The organism is Streptomyces nitrosporeus (assembly GCF_008704555.1).
In the GTDB taxonomy this organism is placed as follows: Bacteria; Actinomycetota; Actinomycetes; order Streptomycetales; family Streptomycetaceae; genus Streptomyces; species Streptomyces nitrosporeus.
Genome location: NZ_CP023702.1, coordinates 4,946,720 through 4,969,870, shown reverse-complemented (window position 1 = coordinate 4,969,870; position 23,151 = coordinate 4,946,720). Strand labels below are relative to the sequence as shown.

Annotated in this window: 22 protein-coding genes and 2 tRNA genes; 11 read left to right on the top strand and 13 right to left on the bottom strand. The window is 73.5% G+C overall.

Going from position 1 to position 23,151, the window contains the following annotated elements:
* Positions 1 to 34 precede the first annotated feature (34 nt).
* Positions 35 to 799 (bottom strand): maleate cis-trans isomerase family protein, encoded by a 765-nt coding sequence (locus CP967_RS22025; protein WP_150489624.1) that lies wholly within the window; start codon positions 797 to 799, stop codon positions 35 to 37.
* A gap of 406 nt (positions 800 to 1,205) precedes the next feature.
* Here CP967_RS22025 and ehuB point away from each other — a divergent pair, with 406 nt between their 5' ends.
* The 6 genes from ehuB (at position 1,206) to CP967_RS21995 (ending at position 5,422) form a co-directional block, all read left to right on the top strand.
* Positions 1,206 to 2,108 (top strand): ectoine/hydroxyectoine ABC transporter substrate-binding protein EhuB, encoded by a 903-nt coding sequence (gene ehuB, locus CP967_RS22020; protein ID WP_150489623.1) that lies wholly within the window; start codon positions 1,206 to 1,208, stop codon positions 2,106 to 2,108.
* A gap of 19 nt (positions 2,109 to 2,127) precedes the next feature.
* A complete protein-coding gene (ehuC, locus tag CP967_RS22015; RefSeq protein WP_150489622.1) occupies positions 2,128 to 2,862 on the top strand; it encodes an ectoine/hydroxyectoine ABC transporter permease subunit EhuC in 735 nt (244 codons plus the stop codon).
* The gene (ehuD, locus tag CP967_RS22010) at positions 2,859 to 3,503 is read left to right on the top strand and encodes an ectoine/hydroxyectoine ABC transporter permease subunit EhuD (RefSeq protein WP_150489621.1); all 645 of its coding nucleotides are present in this window, start codon (positions 2,859 to 2,861) and stop codon (positions 3,501 to 3,503) included. Before ehuC ends, ehuD begins: the two co-directional genes overlap by 4 nt.
* The gene (gene ehuA / locus CP967_RS22005) at positions 3,493 to 4,326 is read left to right on the top strand and encodes an ectoine/hydroxyectoine ABC transporter ATP-binding protein EhuA (protein ID WP_150489620.1); all 834 of its coding nucleotides are present in this window, start codon (positions 3,493 to 3,495) and stop codon (positions 4,324 to 4,326) included. Before ehuD ends, ehuA begins: the two co-directional genes overlap by 11 nt.
* A 167-nt stretch (positions 4,327 to 4,493) precedes the next feature.
* Complete coding sequence (locus CP967_RS22000; protein ID WP_150489619.1) at positions 4,494 to 5,252, top strand: IclR family transcriptional regulator; 759 nt, start codon at positions 4,494 to 4,496, stop codon at positions 5,250 to 5,252.
* A gap of 96 nt (positions 5,253 to 5,348) precedes the next feature.
* Positions 5,349 to 5,422 (top strand) — tRNA-Lys (locus CP967_RS21995).
* Between the two features lie 159 nt (positions 5,423 to 5,581).
* On the opposite strand, the gene CP967_RS21990 is transcribed toward CP967_RS21995, so the two are convergent.
* From CP967_RS21990 to CP967_RS21980, 3 genes are all read right to left on the bottom strand, one after another.
* Entirely contained in the window at positions 5,582 to 6,175 is a 594-nt protein-coding gene (locus tag CP967_RS21990; protein ID WP_150489618.1) for a lytic polysaccharide monooxygenase auxiliary activity family 9 protein, read from the bottom strand.
* A gap of 159 nt (positions 6,176 to 6,334) precedes the next feature.
* Entirely contained in the window at positions 6,335 to 7,786 is a 1,452-nt protein-coding gene (locus tag CP967_RS21985; protein ID WP_373300358.1) for an SPFH domain-containing protein, read from the bottom strand.
* Positions 7,787 to 8,535: 749 nt separating this feature from the next.
* Complete coding sequence (locus CP967_RS21980; protein ID WP_150489616.1) at positions 8,536 to 9,831, bottom strand: peptidoglycan-binding protein; 1,296 nt, start codon at positions 9,829 to 9,831, stop codon at positions 8,536 to 8,538.
* 166 nt (positions 9,832 to 9,997) lie between these two features.
* On the opposite strand from CP967_RS21980, the gene CP967_RS21975 reads away from it, so the two are divergent.
* Positions 9,998 to 10,071: transfer RNA gene (locus tag CP967_RS21975), tRNA-Lys, on the top strand.
* A gap of 67 nt (positions 10,072 to 10,138) precedes the next feature.
* On the opposite strand, the gene CP967_RS21970 is transcribed toward CP967_RS21975, so the two are convergent.
* The 5 genes from CP967_RS21970 to CP967_RS21950 form a co-directional block, all read right to left on the bottom strand.
* Positions 10,139 to 10,813, bottom strand: a complete 675-nt coding sequence (locus CP967_RS21970) for a class F sortase (RefSeq protein WP_150489615.1) — start codon at positions 10,811 to 10,813, stop codon at positions 10,139 to 10,141.
* 1 nt (position 10,814) lies between these two features.
* Positions 10,815 to 11,378, bottom strand: a complete 564-nt coding sequence (locus CP967_RS21965; protein ID WP_150489614.1) for a hypothetical protein — start codon at positions 11,376 to 11,378, stop codon at positions 10,815 to 10,817.
* A gap of 190 nt (positions 11,379 to 11,568) precedes the next feature.
* Entirely contained in the window at positions 11,569 to 12,363 is a 795-nt protein-coding gene (locus tag CP967_RS21960) for an HAD-IIA family hydrolase (protein WP_150489613.1), read from the bottom strand.
* A 175-nt stretch (positions 12,364 to 12,538) separates the two neighbouring features.
* On the bottom strand, positions 12,539 to 13,555 hold the full coding sequence (locus tag CP967_RS21955) for a hypothetical protein (protein WP_150489612.1): 1,017 nt from the start codon (positions 13,553 to 13,555) through the stop codon (positions 12,539 to 12,541).
* A 262-nt stretch (positions 13,556 to 13,817) separates the two neighbouring features.
* Positions 13,818 to 14,984, bottom strand: coding sequence for an ROK family transcriptional regulator (locus CP967_RS21950; RefSeq protein ID WP_150489611.1), 1,167 nt, complete (start codon positions 14,982 to 14,984; stop codon positions 13,818 to 13,820).
* A gap of 56 nt (positions 14,985 to 15,040) precedes the next feature.
* Between CP967_RS21950 and CP967_RS21945 the strand changes: the two genes are divergently transcribed.
* Together CP967_RS21945 and CP967_RS21940 are read left to right on the top strand one after the other, a co-directional pair.
* The gene (locus CP967_RS21945) at positions 15,041 to 16,129 is read left to right on the top strand and encodes a Gfo/Idh/MocA family oxidoreductase (protein WP_150489610.1); all 1,089 of its coding nucleotides are present in this window, start codon (positions 15,041 to 15,043) and stop codon (positions 16,127 to 16,129) included.
* Positions 16,130 to 16,211: 82 nt separating this feature from the next.
* Positions 16,212 to 16,691: a heme-degrading domain-containing protein gene (locus CP967_RS21940; RefSeq protein ID WP_150489609.1), complete on the top strand. Its 480-nt coding sequence runs from the start codon at positions 16,212 to 16,214 to the stop codon at positions 16,689 to 16,691.
* A 62-nt stretch (positions 16,692 to 16,753) separates the two neighbouring features.
* Here the strand turns inward: CP967_RS21940 and CP967_RS21935 are convergent, their stop codons facing one another.
* From CP967_RS21935 to CP967_RS21925, 3 genes are all read right to left on the bottom strand, one after another.
* Positions 16,754 to 17,614, bottom strand: coding sequence for a fumarylacetoacetate hydrolase family protein (locus tag CP967_RS21935; protein ID WP_150489608.1), 861 nt, complete (start codon positions 17,612 to 17,614; stop codon positions 16,754 to 16,756).
* A gap of 135 nt (positions 17,615 to 17,749) precedes the next feature.
* Positions 17,750 to 18,520 carry a YidC/Oxa1 family membrane protein insertase gene (locus tag CP967_RS21930; RefSeq protein WP_150489607.1) on the bottom strand — a complete coding sequence of 257 codons (771 nt, stop codon included), beginning with the start codon at positions 18,518 to 18,520 and terminating at the stop codon, positions 17,750 to 17,752.
* Positions 18,521 to 18,622: 102 nt separating this feature from the next.
* Positions 18,623 to 18,961, bottom strand: coding sequence for a DUF6412 domain-containing protein (locus tag CP967_RS21925; RefSeq protein WP_150489606.1), 339 nt, complete (start codon positions 18,959 to 18,961; stop codon positions 18,623 to 18,625).
* Between the two features lie 284 nt (positions 18,962 to 19,245).
* On the opposite strand from CP967_RS21925, the gene CP967_RS21920 reads away from it, so the two are divergent.
* The gene (locus tag CP967_RS21920; RefSeq protein ID WP_150489605.1) at positions 19,246 to 20,253 is read left to right on the top strand and encodes a tetratricopeptide repeat protein; all 1,008 of its coding nucleotides are present in this window, start codon (positions 19,246 to 19,248) and stop codon (positions 20,251 to 20,253) included.
* A 220-nt stretch (positions 20,254 to 20,473) separates the two neighbouring features.
* Positions 20,474 to 20,698, top strand: a complete 225-nt coding sequence (locus CP967_RS21915) for a DUF4287 domain-containing protein (RefSeq protein WP_229888357.1) — start codon at positions 20,474 to 20,476, stop codon at positions 20,696 to 20,698.
* Between the two features lie 16 nt (positions 20,699 to 20,714).
* Here the strand turns inward: CP967_RS21915 and CP967_RS21910 are convergent, their stop codons facing one another.
* Positions 20,715 to 23,030, bottom strand: a complete 2,316-nt coding sequence (locus CP967_RS21910; RefSeq protein WP_150489604.1) for a SpoIIE family protein phosphatase — start codon at positions 23,028 to 23,030, stop codon at positions 20,715 to 20,717.
* Positions 23,031 to 23,151: the final 121 nt, after the last annotated feature.

The following is a 23,151-nucleotide window of genomic DNA, read 5'->3' as shown; positions in this document are numbered from 1 at the left end:
ACCGGGGACGGGCGGGGCCCCGGTCACGCGGCGCTCACTCACGCACCTCGATCCCGCCGTGCTCGACCATGCCCGGCGGCGGCTCACGGGTCGCGAAGAGGGTGCCCAGAGGCGGCGCCCAGACCCGCCGGTCGGCGAGCCGGAGCCCCTCCCAGACCGCGACCTGGTTCGCCGTGAGGACCGGCTTGCCCAGCAGCTCCTCCAGCTCGGGGATGTGCGCGGCCGTGTGCAGGGCGTTGTCGGGGAGCAGGAGGACCTCGGCGTCGGGGTGGTCGCCGGCCACGGCCAGCTCCTTGATCCGCTCCACGTCCCATGCCGCCGCCTCGGACGCGTCGACGACCCCGGCGCCCCGGACGGCGGTCACCTCGACGCCCGCCCGCCGGAGGAAGTCCGCGAAGAGCCCGGCGAGGTCCTCGGGGTAGGTGGCGGCGACGCAGACGCGGCTCGCGCCGAGTTCGCCCACGGCGTGCGCGAAGGCGAAGGAGGCGCTGGAGGCCGGCAGCCCGGCCGTGCGCGCGAGGCCGGCGATCTGCTCCTGGGCGCCCTCCCAGCCGCGTACGGAGCTGCCGCCGGTGGTGGCCCACACGAGCGCCTCGGCCCCGGCCAGCCGCAGCTCCTCGACCCCGGCGGCCAGGCGTTCGGGCTCGCCCGCCGCGAGCAGGGCCTCGACGCCCCGGGAGTCACCCTCGACGCCGGTGTGGAACAGGGGCAGCCTGATGTCGCTGTCGAGCATCACCTCGATCCGCGGGAAGTCGTCCTCCGCCGCGTGGCCCGGATAGAGAAGTCCTACGGTCGTCATGTCCATCCTTCCGGTGTCGTCCGGATGTCCCACCGCGCACTTCCGCGCGCTTTGTCCCTGTTGCCCCCGCCTGGACCAAGTATTCCCCCGTCGGACGCCCTCCGCCGCCTCGGGCACGCAGGGCGCCCGCGCGGCACCCCTCGGTCACCGGGCACCGCCGCCGGGACATACGCCCGGCTATCGCCCTTCCGTGGGACAACGCGACATAACAGGCAGTCATGAACCAACACCACACGGGGAATACGCCCCGCACACCGTCCGTCGCCCTCCGCCCGCGACCGGACACGGGAAGGTCACCCTCCGGCCACCGTTCGATTACATGCAGGCGCCGTCTGAATAGACCCCCTGGATCGGGCAGGCGCTCACCTTGTCCGGACTGTTCGAACCTCCCAGGAGATTGCTGACCATGGCTGACTTCCCGAACCTGTCCCGCAGAGGTTTCATCAACCGGTCGGCGGCCGTGGGCGGACTGCTCGTCGTCCCCGGCCTCCTCTCCGCGTGCAGCAAGGCCGACGCCGGTGCCGCCGACGGCGAGGGCGCGCTGGACAAGCTCCGCAAGCAGGGATTCGTGCGGGTCGCGTACGCCAACGAGGCGCCGTACGGCTACATGGAGGGCGAGGAGCTCAAGGGCGAGGCGCCCACGCTGCACCGGGAGATCTTCAAGGCGCTCGGCGTGGACGAACTGAAGCCCACGCTCTCCGAGTGGGACGGCCTGATCCCCGGCCTCCAGGCCGGGAAGTACGACGTGGTCAGCGCGGGCATGGCGATCACCCCGGAGCGCTGCGCCAACGCCCTCTTCTCCGAACCGGAGTTCATCTCCCCCACCGCCCTGATGGTGCGGAAGGGCAACCCGGAGGAGCTCACCGACCTGGCCTCGGCGAAAGCCGCCGGGGTGACGATCGGCGTGATGTCCGGCGCGGTCGAGGGCTCCTACGCCGAGGGCGCCGGCATACCGGAGTCGAAGATCAAGACGGTGCAGAAGCCGCAGGACGGCGCGGACGCCGTCAAGGGCGGCCGTATCGACGCCTTCCTGCTCACCGGTATCTCGCTGCGCTGGCTGGCGAAGACCAACCCGGAGACCGAGGTCACCGAGGCGTTCGTACCCGAACTGGACGGCAAGCAGCAGTTCTCCCCGGGCGGCGCGGTGTTCCGCCAGGGCAACGAGGACCTGCGGGACTCCTTCAACCGCGAGCTCAAGAAGATCGTCTCGGACCGCTCCCGCTATGTGGGCCTGCTCCAGGAGTACGGCTTCGGCGCCACGGAGATCCCTCCGGCCACGCTGAAGACCGCCGACCTGTGCAAGGGCTGACAGGGCGGAGCCCTCACGTATGAATGACTTCCTCTCCACACTCCTCGATGAGTTTCCCCAGGTCAGGGCGGGCTTGTGGGTGACGATCGAGGCGACCGTCCTCGGCTCGCTGCTGGCACTGCTGCTGTCCTTCACCTTCGGTCTGATGGCGGGCAGCAAGCTGCTCCTGGTACGCGGGGTCTCCCGGACGGTCGTGGAGTTCTTCCGCGGCACCTCGCTCTACATCCAGCTGTTCTGGCTCTACTACGCGATGCCCCAGCTGACCGGCTACGAACTCACCCCGCTCCTGTGCGGGGTGGTCGCCTTCGGCCTGAACTACGGGGCGTACGGGTCCGAGATCGTGCGCGGAGCGGTCAACTCCGTGCCCCGCGCCCAGTACGAGGCCGCCGTCGCGCTGAACATGACGCCCTTCCACCGCATGCGGAAGGTGATCCTGCCGCAGGCCTGGGTGCAGATGATCCCGTCCTTCACCAACCTGCTGATCCAGCTGCTGAAGTGCACGCCGCTGCTGTGGCTGATCTCGGCGGCCGACCTGATGACCGCCGTCGAGCACGTGCGCAGCCGGACCGGTGAGACCCTCACCGCCTATCTGCTGCTGCTGGCCGTCTACTTCGTACTCGCCTATGCGCTGACCCTGCTGATGAACCTGCTGGAACGGTCCGCCAAGCGCCGGCTCGGCCTGCACACCGGGGCGGGCAGTCTGCTCAGGACCCGTACGGCGGAGGCCGCCGCCACGACCGGAGGTGCGCGGTGAGCCGGTCGTTCGACTGGGAGGCCGTCCAGGACGCCCTTCCCCTGCTGCTCGAAGGATTCCGGGTCACCCTGCTCGCCACCGTGCTGGGCACGCTGGTCGCCGCGGTGCTCGGGCTGGCCATCGCGGTGGCCGGACGCGCCCCGTCCCGCTTCGTGACGGTGCCCGTCAAGGCGGTGATGGAGTTCGTCCGCGCCACCCCGCTGCTGGTCCAGCTGGTGGGCGCCGCCGCGCTGTTCACCTCGGTGGAACCGCTGACGATCGGCATCGTGGTGCTCGGCGTCCACTACGCCACGTACACCTCCGAGGTCTACCGCGCCGGGATCGACGGTGTGCCCAAGGGCCAGTGGGAGGCATGCCGGGCGCTCTCGCTGCCGCCCCGCCGGACCTGGCAGGCGGTGATCCTGCCGCAGGCCGTACGCAACGTGCTGCCCGCCCTCGGCAACTACGCGATCTCGATGTTCAAGGAGACGCCCTTCCTCGCCGTGATCACGGTGCAGGAGATGGTCTTCGAGGCCCGGAAGTACGGGGCCGACCACTTCGCGTACACCGAGGCGTTCACGCTCGCGGGACTGGTCTTCCTGATCGCGAGCTACCCCACCTCACTGCTGATGAGAAAGCTGGAGAAGCGTCTTGGCCACTGACTCCGCCCCCCTGAAGGAGCCCGCGGACGCGGCCCCGCCGGCCGAGGACACCGGCGTGGAACCGCTCATCCGCTTCGACAAGGTCGTCAAGCGGTACGGCAGCCATGTGGTCCTGGACGAACTGGACTTCACCGTACGCCGCGGTGAGCACGTGACGCTGATCGGGCCGAGCGGCTCGGGCAAGACCACGATCCTGCGGCTGCTGATGACGCTGGAGAAGGTCAGCGGCGGCGTCATCTGGGTGGACGGCTCACCGCTGTCGCACGTGCGCAGGCCGGACGGCTCGCTGAAGCCGGCCGGCGAGAAGGAACTCCGCAGGGCCCGGCGGAAGATCGGGATGGTCTTCCAGCAGTTCAACCTCTTCCCGAACATGAAGGTGCTCCAGAACATCACCGAGGCGCCGGTCAACGTCCTGGGCATGGACCGCGACGAGGCGGAGGCGCGCGCCCGCGAACTGCTCGACCTGGTCGGGCTCTCCGGGAAGGTCGACGCCCACCCCTCACAGCTCTCCGGAGGACAGCAGCAGCGGGTGGCGATCGCCCGCGCGCTCGCGATGCGCCCGGAGATCCTGCTGCTCGACGAGGTCACCTCGGCGCTGGACCCGGAGCTGGTGGCCGGTGTGCTGGACCTCCTCGGCGACATCGCGAGGAGCACCGACATCACGATGGTCTGCGTGACCCACGAGATGAATTTCGCCCGTGACGTCTCGGAGAAGGTCCTGATGTTCGACGCGGGCCGCGTGGTGGAGTCCGGTTCGCCGGAGAAGATCTTCACCGCCCCGGAGCACGCACGTACGCGCGAGTTCCTCAACGCGGTGCTGTGACCTCGGCCGTAGCGGAACGCCCGCGTCTTTGGCATATGCCAAACGGATGCGCCCCGGGACATGTCCCCGGGGCGCGCCGGGCGTCTCCTCAACACCCCCTCCGGGAGGGTGGTTTGACCGCTATGGTGGAAGAAAAGCTGGCGGTCACAACCTGGTAGGGGGAAACCGTGGCGTTGAAGCCCGAGCCGAAGGCGCCGTTCCACTCGGTGCAGTACGCCCTGCGCGTACTGGAGTCCGTGTCCACGCACGGTGACGGTGTGACCGAGGAGCGGCTCTCCCGCGAGACGGGGCTCCCCGTCGGGCATCTCGCGCCCCTCCTGCTGACCCTGCGCCGTGAGGGGTACGTCGAGCAGGTCGCCGACGGCGCCTATGTCGCCGGGTCCGCCTTCGCCGAGCTCGGGTCCGGGGCCACCCGCCGCAAGGCGATGGAGGCACGCCTCCAGCGGACGCTCACGCAGCTGCGGGACTCGGTCGGCGCGGCGGTCTACGTCAGCCGGTACGTCGACGGAGAGGTCCGCATCACGCAGGTGGCCGACGGCCCGCGTACCCCCGCCGTGAACGAGTGGGTGGACTTCCGCGCCGCGGCGCACGCCAGCGCGATCGGCAAGTGCCTGCTCACCCAGCTCGACCAGAACGGCCGGCGGGACCATCTCTCCCGGCACCGGACGGCCCGGCTCACCTCGCGGACGATCACCAGCGAGAAGGTGCTCTTCTCGAAGCTGGACAGCCAGCCGGCGACGGTCCCGGTGCTCGACATCCAGGAGTACGCGGTGGGCACGGTCTGCGCGGCGGTCCCGCTGACGGCCGGGTCGTCGGCGGGCTGCCTGGCGCTCTCCCTGCCGATCGAGGACGCGCACCGGCTGCGCTCGGCGGCGGCGACACTGAACCGCCGGGCCGCGCCGCTCCTGCTGTCGATGGCGCTCTGACCTGGGCTTTCCTGTCCCCTGCCGCGATCCGGCGGGGCCGGTGGGACACGTGTCATCAGCACCCCCGGGAACCAGGTATTATTTTCGAGTCAGCAGGCGCCGCTAGCTCAGTTGGTTAGAGCAGCTGACTCTTAATCAGCGGGTCCGGGGTTCGAGTCCCTGGCGGCGCACAGACACGCGAAAGGCGGTCTCCGTAACCGGAGGCCGCCTTTCGCCTTGTGCGTGTGAGGGCGGGGACGGGAACGGCCCGCCCGGTCCGGGGGCACCGGACGGCGGGCGGGCCGGCTCTCACATGGCGCGCGGCGGCTACGCGCACCGGGGGGCCTCGGTCAGGAGAACTTCACGTCCGAGCACGCGTAGAACGCGTTGGGGGTGTCGGCGACGTTCCAGACGGCCAGGATGACGTGCTTACCGGACTTCTGGGTGGGCATGGAGCCCTGGTGGACCAGCGTCGAAGGGGGCTGCTGGTTGCCGTAGGGCACCGTCATGAACGGCTGCGACTCCAGGGCCGCCCTGGTCAGCGGCTTGGTGGAGTCCCAGCCGTTCTTGGTGATGTAGTAGCGGAAGTCGCTGGTGGCGTGGCGGGCGGTGAACTGCCAGCGGAAGCTGTAGCCCTGGCCGCCGGTGACCTGCGTGGCGGGCCAGTTGCCACCGCGGGGGTCGTCGAGCGCGGCGAAGCCGCTGTTCCCGCCGGCGCAGATCTTGCCGTCGGCCGGTCCCGCCGCCGGGAAGCCCTTGGGGCCCTCGACGCTCTGCGGCTCCCACTGGATGGCTCCGCAGCCGCTCACGGTGCCGTTGGCGCACAGCTTCTGACGGCTGATCGGGGAGTCGGTGTAGCCGTGGCTGCTGGCGCTGCCGGTGGCGAACATGGAGACGCCTGCGATGGCGAGGCCCACAACAGCCGCGCTTGCCCTTTTCCGCATGGTTTGTCGCTCCTAGAGAACGTGGGGGATGTTCCGGGGGCTCTGCTGCGCGCAAGAGTCGTGCGGTCTAGACCAAGTTCAGATTATTGACAGCGCATGAACATGTCCAGACCAATATGGGTGATGTTTCAACGCACCCACTCCGTGCACACCTGTTCTTCACGCGCCCCCGCCGTTGCCGCGCCCGGTGTAGAAAGCCACCGTCAAGTCCCTGACCAGCGCCTTGTGTTCGTAGTCGTCCAGCTCGACGATGCCGCGCGCCGTCAGCCGGCCGACGGTTTCGTCCACGGCGTCGACCACGGAGGTGAGGACGCTGTCGCGGTGTCTGGCGTCGATCGCCGTCACCCGGCGCCGCTGCATGGCCGCCGCGACCTCCGGGGCGTACTCGATGCCGGTCGGCTGCGTGGAGTACACCTCGATGCCGGCCGGTTCGCAGTCCGCCTTCAGCATCCGGGTCAGCGCGTCACCCACCGCCTCCGCGTCCCGCAGGGTGCGGGCCTCCTCCAGGAAGGCGTCGGCGGGCAGTTGGGACAGTACCCGCGCCAGCGCCGCCTCGACCTGGTCACGCAGGTACTGCTCGTGGTCGGCGACGCCGAGCGCCGCCCGCGCGGTGTCGGCGACCCTCCAGACCACCAGCACCACCACGCGCAGCGCCGTGCCCTCCGCGTCGACGGCGGGCAGCGGCTCGCTGCGCCAGTGCCGCAGCCGTACGTCGACGCGCCGGCGCCGCAGGAGCGGCGAGGCCCAGATCAGGCCGGTACGCCGGACGCTGCCCCGGTAGTCCCCGAAGAGCGTCAGCACCGAGGCGTGACCGGCCCGGACGCGCCCGACGCCCCCGAACGCGAACACCGCCACGGCGACGAGCAGCCCGAGCAGCGCCCAGGATCCGGTGCCCAGCGGCTCGTAAGGGCGTACGAGCCCCAGCCGGCCGCTCACCGCGGTGGGCAGCACCCCGTGCAGGGCGAGCAGGGCGAGGCCGCCGCCCACCGCGGCCGTCCCGGCGAGCAGGGCGGCCCAGCCGGGGAGCACGGGTCCGGGCCTCTCGGTGAGCCGGGCGTCGGGCGCGGGGGCCTCCCGGCCGACGGCGCGGCCGGGCCCATGGGCCGGTGGCCGCGTCTGCGCCTGTGTACCGGGCCGGTGGGTGCGCGGGCCCTGCGGAGTGCGCGGCACCGGGGGCCGTACCGCCGGGCCGGGCCGGTCGCCGGTGCCACCACCGAAACGGGCCGCGGCCGGGGCCCCGGCCGTCGCGGCTCCGGTCCCGCCGGCGGGCGCGGGTGCGGGCCCGGACGGGGGCTCGGGTGCGGAGACGGGCGAGGGCCCGGACGTGGACTTGGGCGCGGACGCGGAGACGGACACGGGCCCGGATGTGGACGCGGGCCCGGACGTGGACGCGGACATGGCGGCGAACGCGGTGCCGGCCGTCACAGGGCCGGTCGCGGTGGTCCTGCCCTGCCCGCCACCGCCGAAAGCCGCCGCACGGTGGCCGGTGCCGGGCGTGTGGGCACCGGAACCCACCAGGGTGACCAGCGGTGTCATCCCCTCGGACCGCGCACCGCGCCCGACGCCGGCCACCGCGTCGAGGGCGGGACCGAGGTCGGCGGGCACCTCCACCGGTGCTTCCTCCGGGTCCGCCCCTCTCTCTCCGGCGGGTGCCGGGAGGGTGACGGGCGCTTCCCGGCCCACGGCCGGTCCGGCCGTCCCGGTCTGAGGCCCGCCCCGCTCCGCCGCTCCGGAAGATCCCGGCCGGCCGGCCGCCTCCACCACGTCCGCCGTATCCGCCGTATCCGCTGCATCCGCCGCGTCCGCCGTACCCGCCGCGTCCGTCATGGGCACCGGGTCCGCGGCGGCCGAGGGCGGCGGGGCGACGGCCGGGCCCACTGCGGCCACCGATGGCGCGGACGGCGCGGATCCCGCCGGTCCGGCGGGGCGGTCAGCCTCCTCCGGACCGCCTTCTCCGGGGCCGCCCCACTCCGGACCACCCTCCCCGGGACCGCTTCCCCCCTCCCCCGGGCTGCCCGCCCCCTCCGGGCCGTCCTTCCGCTCCGGCGCCGGACACCCTGTACGCCCGTGGGCCGGGGCGGCCTCGTGGACGGTGGCGGTGTCCCGCCAGGCAGGCGGCTCACGCTCCTCCCAGCCGGGCCGGCCCGCGCCCGGGGCCGGGGGCGGCGCTGCCCCCGTGTCCCGCGCGGGGGCCGCGCCCTGTGCGTCCGTTCCCCCCTGTGCGTACGTCTCGTCCCGCTCGTTCTCCGCGTACCGCATTCCCGCCTCCGTCCTGGTCCGCCTGCCTGTGCTGCCTGTCGTCCTGCCTGTCCTGCCTGTTCCGTCCGTGCTGCGCCGCTCGCCCCGCCTCTCCCGGCCGGTCAGGTGAAGAGCCGTCGCCAGGTCTCCGGACCCGGGTAACCGTCGGCCTCGCTCCCGCGCCATCCCTGGGCCCGCTGGAAGGCTTCGACGTTGCGGCGGTCGGCCTCCGTCCAGCGGGGGCCGGGGCCCGAGGCGTAGTGCTTGCCGTAGCCCTTCTTCACCAACTGGGCGCCGAGGAGCTGGATCCGGCTGTCGCTTCGGCCCGGCCGGAAACAGCCGCGTCCCGGAAAGGCCGGACCGGCGGTGCCGTCCGCGCCCGCGTCCGTCGCCGCGGGGATCTTCCGGCCGGTGCCCGCCAGCAGCAGTTCCCAGGTGTCCGGGCCGGGGGTGCCGTCGGCCTCCTCGCCCCTCCATCCCTGGGCCCGCTGGAACGCCTGGGTCGCCCGCCGGTCGGCGTCCGTCCATAGCGGTCCCGCCCCGACCCCGTAGAAACGCCGGCCGCCCTGCGCGATCAGCAGCTCCCCGAGCCGGGTGACGTACGCGTTGTCGGCGCCGGGCCCGAACCGCCCCGCTCCCGGGAACTCCGTACCCGTCCCGCTGCCGTCCGCCTGTCCGGTCAGTCCCTTGTAGCGGTACGCCACGTACTTCGAGGAGTCGGTCCAGTACGCCATCGGCGTCGTCGCCCGGCGGGTGTGCGGCCGGACCTGTTCGTACGCGAGGTAGTGGCGGTGCGTGCTGTCCGTCCAGCCGCCGAAGACCGTGACATGGGACCCGGCGCCCGGGTCGGCGAGGTTGTGGAAGAGCAGGATGTCCCCGGGCTGCAGGTCGGCCCGGGCGATCTTCGTCCCGAAGGAGGCGAGGCTGCCGGTCCACTCGTTGCTCCCCAGCCCCCAGGCCATCGACACGAAGCCGGAGCAGTCCTGCCGGTACCCGTCCGACCAGTACGCCGTCATGTCGTACGGCACCTCGGCGGCCACCCACTTCTTGGCCCGGTCGATGACGGCGGCCCTGGTGGTCGTCCCCGCGGGGGCTCCCGGCGCCGGTGTCCCCGGGAGCCCGCCGCCGACGAGCGGCCCGGCCGGCCCCTGCGGGGTGTCCGGCCGCGGGCCGGCGGCGGTGTCCGCCCGGGGGATCCGGCTGCCAGCGGCGGCCACGGCGGCCTGGGCGGCCCCGCAGGAGAGCACCACCCCCGCCGTGGTGACCAGCAGCAGTGCCCGCCCCGCCCCGCGCGTGGCCCGGTGCCGGTGCCCGGGGCACCGTGCGGGCTGTACGGCGGCCGTACGGCGTTGTCCGGCACACCCCGCGCAGCCGCAGTCCACGGCGGGTTCGTACTCCTCGAAGGCCGGCATCGCCATGCGGCTCCCCTTCCCTCGGCCGTCGTCGAGATCTTTCGCGCCTCAACTTTCACAACGAAACTCATGTTGACTGACAAAAGGTAAAAAACGACCATCCGACAGGCAGGGGGAACGGAATTGGTCGGGAGCACCCCCGCCCGTCGGGTAAAGTTCTCCAGGTCAGCAGGCGCCGCTAGCTCAGTTGGTTAGAGCAGCTGACTCTTAATCAGCGGGTCCGGGGTTCGAGTCCCTGGCGGCGCACGCACCAGAAGGCCCCCTCACCGAGCGTGAGGGGGCCTTCTGCGTGTTCCCGGGAGCGGCCACCGGGTCAGGCATCGCCTCCGGGGGCGCCGCTCCGGCCGGTCAGATAGGCCGAGACCACCACATTGGCCGTGTAGGCGCGCGCTTCGGGGTCGTACGTACCGCCGCAGGTGATCAGCCGGAGTTCGGCGCGCCCGTCCTCGTGCGGGCCGTACGCCTTCCGCGCGTCGAAGCGTTCCCGGGTGAAGACCTGGACGTCGTCGACGGTGAACTCGGCCACCGTGCCGTCGTCCCGGCCGATCCGGACCTTCTCACCCGGCCGGACCGTGCTGAGGTCGTAGAACACCGCGGGGTCGGTCTCGGTGTCGACATGGCCGACGAGGAGCGCGGCGCCCTCGGCCCCGGGTTCGGTGCCGTCGCCGTACCAGCCGACGGTGCCGGGGGTCCCGTACGACGGTGGTTCGATTGCGCCGGCCGCGTCCAGTCCCCGCGGGACGACGGGTGCGGCGATCTCCAGCGAGGGGATCTCCACCCTCCGCGGCACCGCGCCGTCGATCGGTTCGTGTGCCGGGGGCAGCGGGGCCCCCAGGGGCCGGCCCACCGCGGCGACGTCCCCGGTCGTGGGGGCCGAACTGCCGCCGGTGGCCTCCCTGCCCCACAGCCACAGGCCGAGCAGCAGCACCGCCCACGCGATACCGGTCAGCAGCCGTCCGGACCCGGCCGGGCGGTCCTCGGCCGCCATGTCAGCCGCGTACCCGGCGGCGGCGCGCCCCGCGCAGCGCGAAGGCCCCGACGGCGACCGCTCCCAGCGCCGTACCGGCCACCGCGTACGGGACCGTGGAGCCGTCCTGCCCGGTGGCCGCCTGCCGGGCGGCGAGTGTCGCGGTGCCGCCGCCGCCGGCCCGGACGGGGGCGGCGGGCGAGGGGTGGGTGCGGTGGACGACGGTGACGGTTCCGGTGGCCCGCCCGTGGCCGCCCTCGCAGGTCACCCGGATGTCATAGGTGTCGGGGGCCGTGCCGGGGCGGATGCGGGCCGTGGCGTGGAGGCCCTTCTTCCCGGCCTCGGTGAACCGCGCTTCGGACGAGAACGCCTCGGAGGTCCCCCTGGCCGATGTGGCCTTGCCGCAGGCGTCGGTCCAGAGTTCCACCTCCCCGCCCGGGGCGGCACGGGACGGGGTGACGGTGACCGTCCCCGAGCCCCCGGGTCCGTTCGGATGCTGGGGGTGGGCCTGCGCGGCGCACGCGGAGAGGGACATCGCCGCGGCCGCCGCAGTGGCGGCACAGAAAGTGAGGGACAGTGAGCGCATCGTAAACCTCCTGCCCGAAGGTTCACGCGCGCGTGGGCGTTTCGCATCCGCTGTAGACCGGCCGGGTGAGGCCGGCCGCCGGAGCGCGTTCCAAAAGCCCCGCCCGCTCACCCGCCCGGACCACGTACCACGGCCGGACCACGCGCCCCGCCGGATCACCCGTGCCGCCGCCCCGGGGCGGCGGCGGAAGTCACTCCGCGGGCATGTCCACCAGCTCCACCAGGTCGGCGATCGAGTCGACGACGGTGGACGGCCGGAAGGGGTAACGGTCTATGTCCGCGGTCGTGGTGAGGCCGGTGAGGACGAGGAACGTCTGCATCCCCGCTTCGAGGCCGGCCAGCACGTCGGTGTCCATCCGGTCGCCGATCATCGCGGACGTCTCGGAGTGGGCCCCGATGGCGTTCAGCCCGGTGCGCATCATCAGCGGGTTGGGCTTGCCCGCGAAGTACGGCGCCTTGCCGGTGGCCTTGGTGATCAGCGCGGCGACCGAGCCGGTGGCGGGCAGCGGCCCTTCGGCGGACGGGCCGGTCTCGTCCGGGTTGGTGCAGATGAACCGGGCCCCCGCGTTGATCAGCCGGATCGCTTTGGTCAGCGCCTCGAAGCTGTACGTCCGCGTCTCACCGAGCACGACGTAGTCGGGGTCGTGGTCGGTGAGCACGTAGCCGATGTCGTGCAGCGCGGTGGTCATGCCCGCCTCACCGATGACGTACGCGGTGCCGCCCGGCCGCTGGTCGTCCAGGAACCGGGCGGTCGCCAGGGCGCTGGTCCAGATGTTCTCCACGGGCACGTCGAGGCCCATGCGCTTCAGCCGGGCGTGCAGGTCGCGGGCGGTGTAGATGGAGTTGTTGGTGAGGACCAGGAACGGCTTCCCGGAATCCCGCAGCCGTGTGATGAAGGCGTCGGCCCCCGGGATCGGCGTGCCCTCGTGGATGAGGACGCCGTCCATGTCGGTCAGCCAGGATTCGATCGCCTTGCGCTCTGCCATGTCACGGGCTCCTGCCGTACGCGCTGTGCACCGGGGGTGCTGGACGCCGGCGGCACCGCGTTGTGCAGCGCCGACGTCCCGATCTTAGGCTGCCCGTTCGACCGGCCGGAACCGGCTCCGCGGGGCGGGTCACACCGGTGGCGCGGGGGCGGGTCCGGGGCCGCCGGGCTGCCTCTCAGCGGGAGCGGCGGCGCAGGCTGCGGGCGTGGAACAGGGCCGCCGCCCCGGCGGACACCAGCGCCCCGGCCACGGGGACGGTCCACGCGGCGGGTGCCCGGCCGGTGCGGGCCAGTTCGGGCAGCCCGTCGCCCTGCGCCGTCCCGCGCCGGGCCCCGGCGCCCTCGCGGTCCAGGGCCCCGGTGGTCCCGGTGCCGTCGCCGTCCGTGCCCTCGTCGCCCGCGCCGTCGTTCCCTGTGCCGTCGTCATCCGTGCCGCCGTCGTCCGTGCCGCCGTCGTTCCCCGCGCCGAGGCTGTCGGTACCGCCGTCGATCGCGCCCTCGACGATGGTGAAGGTGTAGTCGGCGGACTCACCGACCCAGTCGCCGTCCGCCTCCCCGGGCTCCTGCCCCTGGCCGTCCCGTGCGGCGCGCCGCTGGACGACGGCGGCGTTCGCCGTGACCGTGCCCGGTCTGGTGTCGGAGGTGAACGCCATGCGCACCTCGACCGTGACCGTCCGTTCGGCGGGAACGGTGAAGCCGGGGAAGTCGTCGTCCTCCTCGCCGCCGAACACACCGATCTGCTCGTCGCGGTCGGTGGACTCCCAGCTGACCCGGTGCTCCTCGTCGGGGTGCGTCCGTTCGACGAACTCCAGCTGGATCTGTTCGGGGGTCAGTTCGCGGCCCTCGTCGGTGAGGACGAGGACGGGGTGGATGGCGTGGCAGGTCCTGGAGGTGGTGTTGGTCAGGTCGAGGTACCAGGTGCCGTATCCGCCGCCGGAGGCGTAGGTGTCGGGGCCGCCGTGGATGCGGGTGCCGATGGGGAACTCCCCGGCCTCCGGGTCGCCGCAGACCGGCCGCGCCCCGGCCGGTACGGCGTCCGGGGCCCCGGAGACGGACGCCGACGGGGCGGCCGCCGGTACGGCGGCGGGGGCCGGGGTGCCGAGGAGCCCGGCCGGGACGACGAGGCCCGCGGCGAGTCCCAGGCGGATCAGCACGCGTCCGTCGCGGAGTCGTGCGGGGGGCTTGGTGGGCATCGGGGGTCACCCTTTGCTGCTCGCGGACGGCCGGGGCGGAGGCCACCGGCGGTGACGGCGACGCTGCCACGGGTGTGCGCGGTCCGCCAACCGCCGGCCGGGGAAGTCCGCCCGATCGGGCGGAGGAAACCGCCCGAACGGCGCCGGGGCACCCCGCCGGCCACACCCCTTCCGCCCCTCCCCGCCGGGGCACCCCGCCGGCCACACCCCTTCCGCCCCTCCCCGCCGGGGCACCCCGCCGTCCACGCCCCTCCCCGCCGGGTCAGGCCGGCCCGTCCGTACGCGCCGGCCCGTCCCCGCCCGTCCGGGGCGGCCCGACGCCCTCGCCCGCGCGGCCGAAGAGCGGGGCCAGGACCAGTTGGGCGGCGCCTTCGGCGATCAGGCGGTCGCCCCCCGCGGCTGTGACCGGGACGGCGGGGCCGGTGCCGTCCCGGCGGGCGCGTTCCCCGACGACCGCGCGTACGCCGTCCACGAAGGTCCGCTCGTGGGCGGCGACGGTACGGCCGCCCAGGACCAGCCGGTCGATGTCGAGCAGCCCGACGAGGTTGGCGGCGCCCGCCCCCAGCACCCGTGCGGCCTCGGCGGTGTCGCCCCGGGCGACGGCGGCCAGGCAGAGCGCCTCGGTGCAGCCCCGCCCGCCGCAGCCGCACGGGGGGCCGTCCAGCTGGAGGGTCTGGTGGCCGAACTCCCCCGCGCCGGTGCGGGCGCCCCGGTGCACGAAGCCGCCGAGTACGAGCCCTGCGCCGAGGCCCGTGCCCAGGTGGAGGTAGGCGAAGTCGGAGGCGGACCGGGCGCGCAGGGCGAGGCCGAGGGCGGCCGCGTTGGTGTCCTTGTCCAGGACCACCGGCAGGCCCGTCCGCCCGGCCAGGACGTCCCGCAGCGGGAAGCCGTCCCACTGCGGGAAGCCGGTGACGCGGTGCAGCACCCCGCCGTGGTGGTCCAGCGGGCCGGGCAGCGCGGCGCCCACGCCGAAGATCCGGCGGTCCCCGGTCCGGGGGGCGCCGGCCCGTACCGTCTCCACCGCGTGGGCCGCCGCGCCGACCACCCGGCCGGCCGGGGCACCGAGGTCCAGCGGGGCCACGTGCACCGCGACGGGGGTCCCGGCGAGGTCGGTCAGGACCGCGGTCAGTTCGTCCCGGTCCAGGTGGAGCCCGACCGCGTACCCGGCGCCGGGGACGAGGCGGAGCACCGTGCGGGGCTTGCCGCCGGTGGAGGCCAGCCGGCCCGCCTCGGCCGCGAGGCCCTCGGTGCGCAGCCGGGTGGTGATCTTGCTGACCGCCTGCGGGGTGAGGCCCGTGCGCTCCGCGAGCTCCAGCCGGCTGATCCCGGTCTCGCCGGCCACGCGCAGCAGGTCGAGCACGAGCGACGCGTTGTGGTGGCGCAGGGCGGGCAGATTGGCCCCGCCGCTCCTGCTGCTGCTCCTGTTCACGGCACCATTGTCCCCCTCGCTTGCGCTTTGGCAACAGCGTTGCTTAAGTGGTCGGTATGACTGACACCGCTCCCGTCCGCGTCGGACTCGTCGGCTACGGCCTGGCGGGCTCCGTCTTCCACGCCCCGCTGATCGCCGCGACCGAGGGCCTCGTGCTGGACACGGTCGTCACCTCGGACGAGGAGCGGCGGTCCGCGGTCCGCGCCGCGTATCCGGGGGTGCGGCTCGCCGCCTCTCCCGAGGAGCTGCTCGCGCGCGCCGGCGAGCTGGACCTGCTGGTGATCGCCTCGCCGAACAAGACGCACGTACGGATCGCGCGGGCCGCCCTGGAGGCCGGGCTGCCGGTGGTCGTGGACAAGCCGCTGGCCGGTACGGCCGCCGAGGCCCGGGAGCTGGCGGCGCTGGCCGACGGGCGGGGGCTGCTGCTCTCGGTCTTCCAGAACCGCCGCTGGGACAACGACTTCCTCACGCTCTCCCGTCTGATCGAGGACGGTGAGCTCGGTGAGGTGCAGCGCTTCGAGTCCCGGTTCGAGCGGTGGCGGCCGCAGCTGAAGGGCGGCTGGCGCGAGTCGGGGGACCCGGAGGAGATCGGCGGTCTGCTGTACGACCTGGGGAGCCACGTCGTGGACCAGGCCCTGACCCTGTTCGGTCCGGCGCTCAGCGTGTACGCGGAGTCCGATGTGCGCCGTCCGGGTGCCGCGGCCGACGACGACACGTTCCTCGCGATCACGCACGCGCACGGCGTCCGCTCCCATCTGTACGTCAGCGCGACCACGGCCCAGCTCGGTCCGCGCTTCCGGGTGCTCGGTTCGAAGGCCGGCTATGTGAAGTACGGTCTCGACCCGCAGGAGGCCGCCCTGCGCGAGGGCGGCCGGCCCGTGTCCGGGAAGCCGTGGGGCGAGGAGCCGCGGGAACGGTGGGGGCGGATCGGCGCCGGCGAGTCGCCGCTGACCGGCGGCGGTGACCCGGTCCCCACCCTGCCGGGCGACTACCCGGCGTACTACGGGGCGGTCGCCGCCGCGCTGCGGGGCGACGGGGAGAACCCGGTGACCGCCCTGGAGGCCGCCGCCGCGCTGGACGTCCTGGAGGCCGCACGCCGTTCGGCCCGTGAGGGCGTCACCGTGGCGCTCTCCCCCTCGGCATGACCGCCGGTCCCGCCCCGGCACGACCCGCCCCGGCGTCCGGGCCGGCGGCACGACGTACGCGACACGAAGAGGAGCCGCACGCATGAGCGCCACCGCGCCGACCATCTCCGAGCTGATCGCCCAGGAGCGGCGGCTGACCCTGCCGCGCTTCGGCTACGACGAGGCGTACGCGCTGGGCGGGCTGCTGGTCTCGCTCGCCCGTGAGCGGCACGCCCCGGTGGCGATCGACATCCGGCGCGGGGCCCAGCAGCTCTTCCACGCGGCGCTGCCCGGGTCGAGCGCGGACAACGACGCGTGGATCAACCGCAAGCGCCGGGTGGTGGAGCGGTACGGCGAGAGTTCGTACCTCGTCGGCACCCGGTTCCGGGCGAAGGGCACCACCTTCGACGAGTCCTCCCGGCTGGACCCGGACGTCTACGCGGCGCACGGCGGATCGTTCCCGGTCGCGGTGGAGGGCGCGGGCGTCATCGGCACGGTGACGGTCTCGGGCCTTCCGCAGGCCGAGGACCACGCCCTGGTGGTGGAGGCCCTGGAGCAGTTCCTGACCCGGCACTTCTCCTGAGGGGCGGTGCGGGGGAGGCGGGACGGCCCGCCTCCCCCGCACACGCGTCCGCCAAGCGGGCCCTACGCGTCCTTGAGCGCCTGCCGCTGCCGTCCCAGGCCCACGACCTCGACCTCGACGACGTCCCCGGCCCGCAGGTACGGCTTGGGTTCGGGCCGCCCCATCGCCACGCCCGCCGGGGTGCCGGTGTTGATGACGTCGCCGGGGTAGAGCGTCATGAAGTGGCTGAGGTAGCGCACGACCTCGCCCACCGGGAAGATCTGGTCGGCGCTCGTGCCGTTCTGCTTCAGTTCGCCGTTGACCCAGAGTTTCAGCTCCAGCGCCTGCGGGTCGGGCACCTCGTCGGCGGTGACCAGCCACGGGCCGAGCGGGTTGAAGGTCTCGCAGTTCTTGCCCTTGTCCCAGGTGCCGCCCCGTTCCAGCTGGAACTCCCGCTCCGAGACGTCGTGCGCCGTGGCGTACCCGGCGACGTGTCCCAGCGCCTCCTCGGCGGAGCCGAGGTAGCGGGCGGTGCGGCCGATGACGACCGCGAGCTCGACCTCCCAGTCGGTCTTCCGGCTGCCGCGCGGCACCAGCACCGTGTCCTCCGGTCCGACGACGGTGTCGGGGGACTTGAGGAAGAGGATCGGCTCCCCGGGGGTCGCCGCACCGGTCTCCGCGGCGTGGTCGTGGTAGTTCAGCCCGATGCACACGATCTTGCCGATCCGGGCGACCGGCGGGCCGATACGCAGCCCTTCGGCGTCCAGTGGCGGCAGTACGTCGGGTGTATCGGCCGCCTGCCGCACCCGGTCCAGCGCCGACGCGTCGGCGAGCAGCTCACCGTCGATGTCGGACACCAGGCCCGAGAGGTCACGCAAGGTCCCGTTACGGTCCAGCAGCGCGGGACGTTCCGCGCCCGCCGTACCGACTCGAAGCAGCTTCAACGGTCCATCTCCCCTTGGTCGTGATCGAGCCCGTCGGTGGGTAGCGGCCAGCGAAAGGCTCGTCCGATCGTCCAAGACATCGGATCACTCCGCAAGACCCTGTTCACACCCTGGACCCGTACCGGTGGCGGCCCCTCAGAGGGCGGGTGCCACGGCGGCCTCCGCGGCGGGGGCGTCCCGGTAGAGGTACGCGCGTTCGACCGCGGTCCAGGTGGTGCTGGTGACGATGTACAGCGCCGCCGCCAGCGGGACCACGGCCACGGAGAGGAGCGTCAGGAACGACATCATCGGCATCAGCTTCGTCATGGCCCCCATGCCCGGCACCGGCTGCCCGTCGGGGCCGGTGGCCGGGGTGACGGGGTTCGCCGCCATCTGGCGCTTGGTACGTCCGTAGTTGAAGGTGGCAACGGCCGCGACGATCGCGAAGAGCCCCAGGTAGACCAGGCCCTGCGGCCCGAAGGGGCCTCCCTCGCCGAGCGCGTGGTGCCAGCGTTCGCCGAGCGGGGCCCCGAGGAGGTCGTGGCCGAGCAGCCGGTTGGGCTCACCGCCGATGTCCTGGCTGGAGAAGAGGTGGTAGAGCAGGAAGAAGGCCGGCATCTGGAGCAGGCTGGGCAGGCACCCGGAGAGCGGGGAGACCTTCTCCTTCGCGTGCAGTTCCATCAGGGCCTTCTGCATCCGCTCCGGGTTCCCGGCGTGCTTCCTGCGCAGTTCGGCGATCTGCGGCTGGAGCTTGGTGCGGGCCTTCTGCCCCCGGGCCGCGGCCCTCGACAGGGGGTGTACGGCGAGCCGTACGAGTGCGGTGAACAGGACGATCGCGGCGGCGGTGGACGCGGTCGCCAGAAGCGGCTGGAGCAGGTCGGCGAGCGCGCCGACCAGGCCGGCGAAAGCGGACATGAAAGCGGACATGGGTGAGCCCTCCGGGGGTCTCGTCGTGCCGGGGTGAGGAGAGGTCGGCAGGACGGACCGCGCCGAGAGCGGGCGGGTGTACGAGCGGGAGGGTGCGGGTCCCTACGCGGCCGTCAGGAGGGCGGCCCCGGGGGCCCGGGGCCGGGTGCGGCCCTTGGCGTCGGGGTCCCGCTGCGGCAGGAAGGCGGTGCGTTTCTCACGGTCGCGCAAGGCGGTGCGCACCCGGGTGCGGGGCACGGGGGCCGCGCAGCGGGCGCTGATGACGGCGCAGACCAGGAGGGCGGAGCCGGCGGCCGCGGTGGCGGCGATCGCGACGGCGTAGAGGCCGCCGCCTTCGGCGAGCAGGACCTCGGTGAGGAACAGGACGAGGAAGGCGGCGGGCCTGACGACCGGTCGCAGGAGCCGGGCGGCGGCGTCGCGCAGGCGTGTGCCGTCGCGCATCGCGTCCCCTCCCCTCGTGTGTCCTCATTCGTGCGGGCCGGCGCGGATGTGCCCGCCGACGGCCCGGTACGGACGGACAGGGGTCCGTACGGTCCTCAAGCCGTTATACACGAACGGTCTCACACTCCCGTACGGGACGGCTCCGCCCCGCTCGTCCCGCGCGGTGCGGGCGGGCCGCTCCCGGCCGGATATCCCCGTCACCCGTCCGGCGGTACACAGAACTCCACCGGCACTCCACCGAGGGCTCTCTCGTCCGGCCCCCGCACAGCAGTACGGTGTGGTCCATGCGCCCCGACACGCCTGCCGAGCACATCACCGAAGCCGAGCGACTGCTGCGTACCGCGGCGCAGCACCCCGAGGACCAGGAACCGCTGTTCCTCCAGGCCGCGGCCCATCTGGAACTGGCCGGCGACCGCGCCCGCGCGACCACCCTCTACGACCGGCTGCTCGGCTCCCCGGACACGGCCGTGGAGAACCCGCACCTGGTCAAAGCGCTCAAGGCCGCCAACCTCTGGGAGTACGGCCACGAGGCGGAGGCCCGCGCGATCCTGGACGGGCTGCGTACCGCGGGCCCGCTGGACGCGGCGGCGTGGGACATCGCCGCCCAGACCCTGGAGGCGCACGACGAGCTGGAGTCGGCCCTCGACTTCTTCTCCACCGCGCTGAACGACCTCCTCACCCCGGGCGAGGAGGTGCCCTACGCGACCAGGGCGCTGCTGACCGGGCGGCACCGGGTGCGGCGGCTGATGGGTGCCGGGCACGACGCCTGGGACGAGCTGGCGGACACCCTGCACACGGCCGCGGTGCCGCTGGACGAACTGCACGACCCGAAGCGCCTGTGGTCCCTCGGTTCCTCCGACCCGGGCGAGCTGCGGGCGGAGATCACCCGGCTCCGCGCGGAGCTGGGCACCTACCGCGCGGCGCTGTCCCGGCCCTTCCCGGTCGCGGTGCTCCACTGGCCCGAGGACGAGCTGGGCGAGCTTCTCACCGCCTATCCGGAGCTGCGCCGGGAGTACACCGGCCACACCGTCCACCTGGACCGGCTGGAGGCGGCGCTGCGCGACCTGCGGGCGGCGGGCACCGCGCATCTCGGCATCGTCACCGGCACGGTCCCCTCGTACGAGGCGTTCGCCGCGTCCGAGGCGGCCTCGCCGTCCGATCCGGACCTGCTCCCCCAGTACGCCACCACGCTCGCCGCCCGTGGCCGCGCGGTGCCGTGGCCCCCGGCACGCGCCGCGGCGTGCTGGTGCGGGACGGAGCGCGCCTACCGCGACTGCCACGGCACGGCCTGACGGCGGCCGCTGCCCGCCCCGGACCGGACCCGGATCGGCCCAGGCGGGACCGGAACGGAACAGCCCAGGCCGGATCGGCCCGGACCGTTCCGGACCGGATCGGATCGGCCCGGACCGTTCCGGACCGGAGCCGGTGACGGCCGATGAGTTCCGTGTTCGGGAGAGGTCTGACCATCCGTACGAACGAGCGAGAACCGGACGAGCGTGACGGAGGACGGCTGTGAGTGACCGGACGGACGGCCGGGTGAAGGGCCCCGCGAGCTACTTCCCCGCGATCGAGAAGAAGTACGGCCGGCCGGTCGCGGAGTGGAAGGAGCTCATCCGCGCCTCACCGCTGACCGGACACATGGAGCTGGTCTCCTGGCTCAAGTCCGAGCACGCGATGGGCCACGGCCACGCCAACGCCCTGGTCGCCCACGTCCGGGCGGAGGACGCCGGCGCGTGACCCGGCGCCCGCGGGGTCATTCCCCGTCCGGTTCCGGCAGCGCCTGTTCCGATTCCGGCTCCGGCAGCGCCTGTTCCGACCAGACGGTCTTGCCCTCCGACGCGTAGCGGGTGCCCCACAGCGTGGCGAGCTGGGAGATGATGAACAGTCCCCGGCCGCCCTCGTCCACGGCCCCCGCGTACTTCATGTGCGGGGCGGTGGTACTGCCGTCGCGGATCTCGCAGGTCAGACCCCGGTCGAGGATGAGGCGCAGCTCGACCGGCGGCCTTCCGTAGCGCACCGCGTTGGTGACCAGTTCGCTGACGATGAGTTCGGTGGCCTCCCCGGTGTCGCCGTCGAGCTGCCAGTCGGACAGCCGTTTGTGCGTCAGCCGGCGGGCGGTCGCCGGGGCCGTCTTGTCGTAGGGCAGTTCCCAGGCCCCGTAGCGGTCGGCGGGCATCGCCCGGGTCCTGGCCAGGAGCAGGGCGGCTCCGCGGATCTCCGGGGTGTCGGGCAGCACGTAGGAAGCCTCGTCGCACAGCTCCCGCAGCGGGCGCTCCGGCCGTGCGAACGCCTGGCGCAGCACGCCGGAGGAGGGTTCGGCGTGGCTCTGCAGGGCGCTGCTGTAGAGCGCGAGGAGACTGCCCTCGCGGAGTGGGAAGGTGGAGGCGGCGACGGGTTCCCGGTCCACGGTTCCCAGCGGCGGCCCCACCGGCAGCCCCGCGATGTACGAACGGCTGTCGGGGCCCACGACGAGCGGCGCGGGGTGGCCGGCCGAGGCGATGGTGCAGGTTTCGGCGAACGGGTCGTACACGGCGTACGCGCAGGTCGCGGTCAGCCGTTCGCGGTGCAGCGGGTCGCTCGGCGGCAGTTGCGCGCGTTCCTCGGCCAGCCGTGCCGCCGTGTCGTACAGCCGGGCCAGCAGTTCGTCCGGTTCCAGGTCGAGGGGGGCGAGGGCCTGGATGGCGGTGCGCAGCTGCCCCATGGCCGTGGCCGCGTGGATGCCGTGCTCGGCCACCTCCCCGATGACCAGGCCGGTGCGTGCCCCGGACAGGGAGATGGTGTCGAACCAGCAGCCGCTGCCCCCGCCGGGCAGCAGCAGGTGGCCGGTCTCCACGGCGGGCTGGGCGGCGGGGCGCTGCGGCAGCAGCCGGCGCTGGAGCGTGCTGGCGATGGTGTACTCGCGCACGTAGCGGCGGGCGTTGTCGATGCCGAGGGCGGTCCGTGACGCCATGGCCGCCGCGGCCGGGACGTCCTCCTCGGTGAAGGGCTCGGAGTCCCCGCAGCGGTAGAGGCTGATGAGTCCGAGGACCGCTCCGCGCAGGGACAGCGGCGCCAGCAGCATCGAGTGGGCGCCGATGGAGCGGACGGACCGGGCGCGTGCCGGGTCGGCGTCGGCCCAGGGCAGCTCGGCCAGCGGGACGACACGCGCCCGCAGGTCGGTCAGGGCCCGCTGGTAGGGCGTTCCCGGCGGCACGGCGCGTACGTCCCCGACCGGGTGGGCCGGAGCCTCGCTGCCCGCGTAGGCGCCCCGCCGCAGCGGCACCCCCCGGTCCAGCGGGCCGGTCCTGGGGTTCTCGCCGCGCAGGACGCTGTCGACGACCTCGACGGTGCCCACGTCGGCGTAACCGGGGACCAGCGCGTCGACGAGGAGCCGGCAGGTGGCCTCGACGTCCAGGGTGGATCCCACCTTCTCGCGTACCGCGGCGAGCGCCTCGTCCCGGCCCTGCCGCCGTGTCCGCTCGGTGATGTCGGTGGCGCACACGGCGAGGCCCAGGATCCGGCCTTCCGCGCCCGGCCCCGCACCGTGCCCCTCCTGGAGCCTGGAAGCCGTCAGGGAGATGGTGCGCCACCTGCCTCCCCTGCTCTCCGGACGGGCCCGGAACGACCGCTCGACGCCGGGCGTCCCCGTGTCGAGGACCTCCTTCAGGTAGCGGTGCACACGCCGCCGGTCCTCGAAACCGGCGGCGTCGCCGAAGGGGCGGCCGACCCTCCGGTCCGCGACGGCCCCGTCCTCGGTGGGGTCGCTGACCCGCAGTACGGTCAGGTCCGGGTCGAGTACGTAGACGCGTACATGTCCCTGGGTGAACAGCACGTCCAGCAGTGCCCTGCCGAGGGCGGTACCGTCCTGGCCGGCGGCTCTGACCTCCCAGTCCGCTCCCTCCAGGGGCAGCAGGCGCAGGCCCTCCGCGCCCTTTCCGCCCCCCTCGCTCCGCCGCCCGCGGGCCAGCACGTCCGCCATCCGGCGGCCCTCCGCCTCCGCGGACGTGAGCCCGAAGCGCCGCTCGGCCTCCGGGCTCCACCCGGTGACCGTGCCGGCGCCGTCCACGACCATCAGGAACGCGTCAGCCATGAACCGCTCCTTCGCCCCTCACGGGACCCGGGAACGAGCCTCCGTACATGACGACCACCACGCAGACCAGCATCGGCCCGCGTACCGCCCCCCGCTACCGGAGAGGGGCCACCTCCCCCGT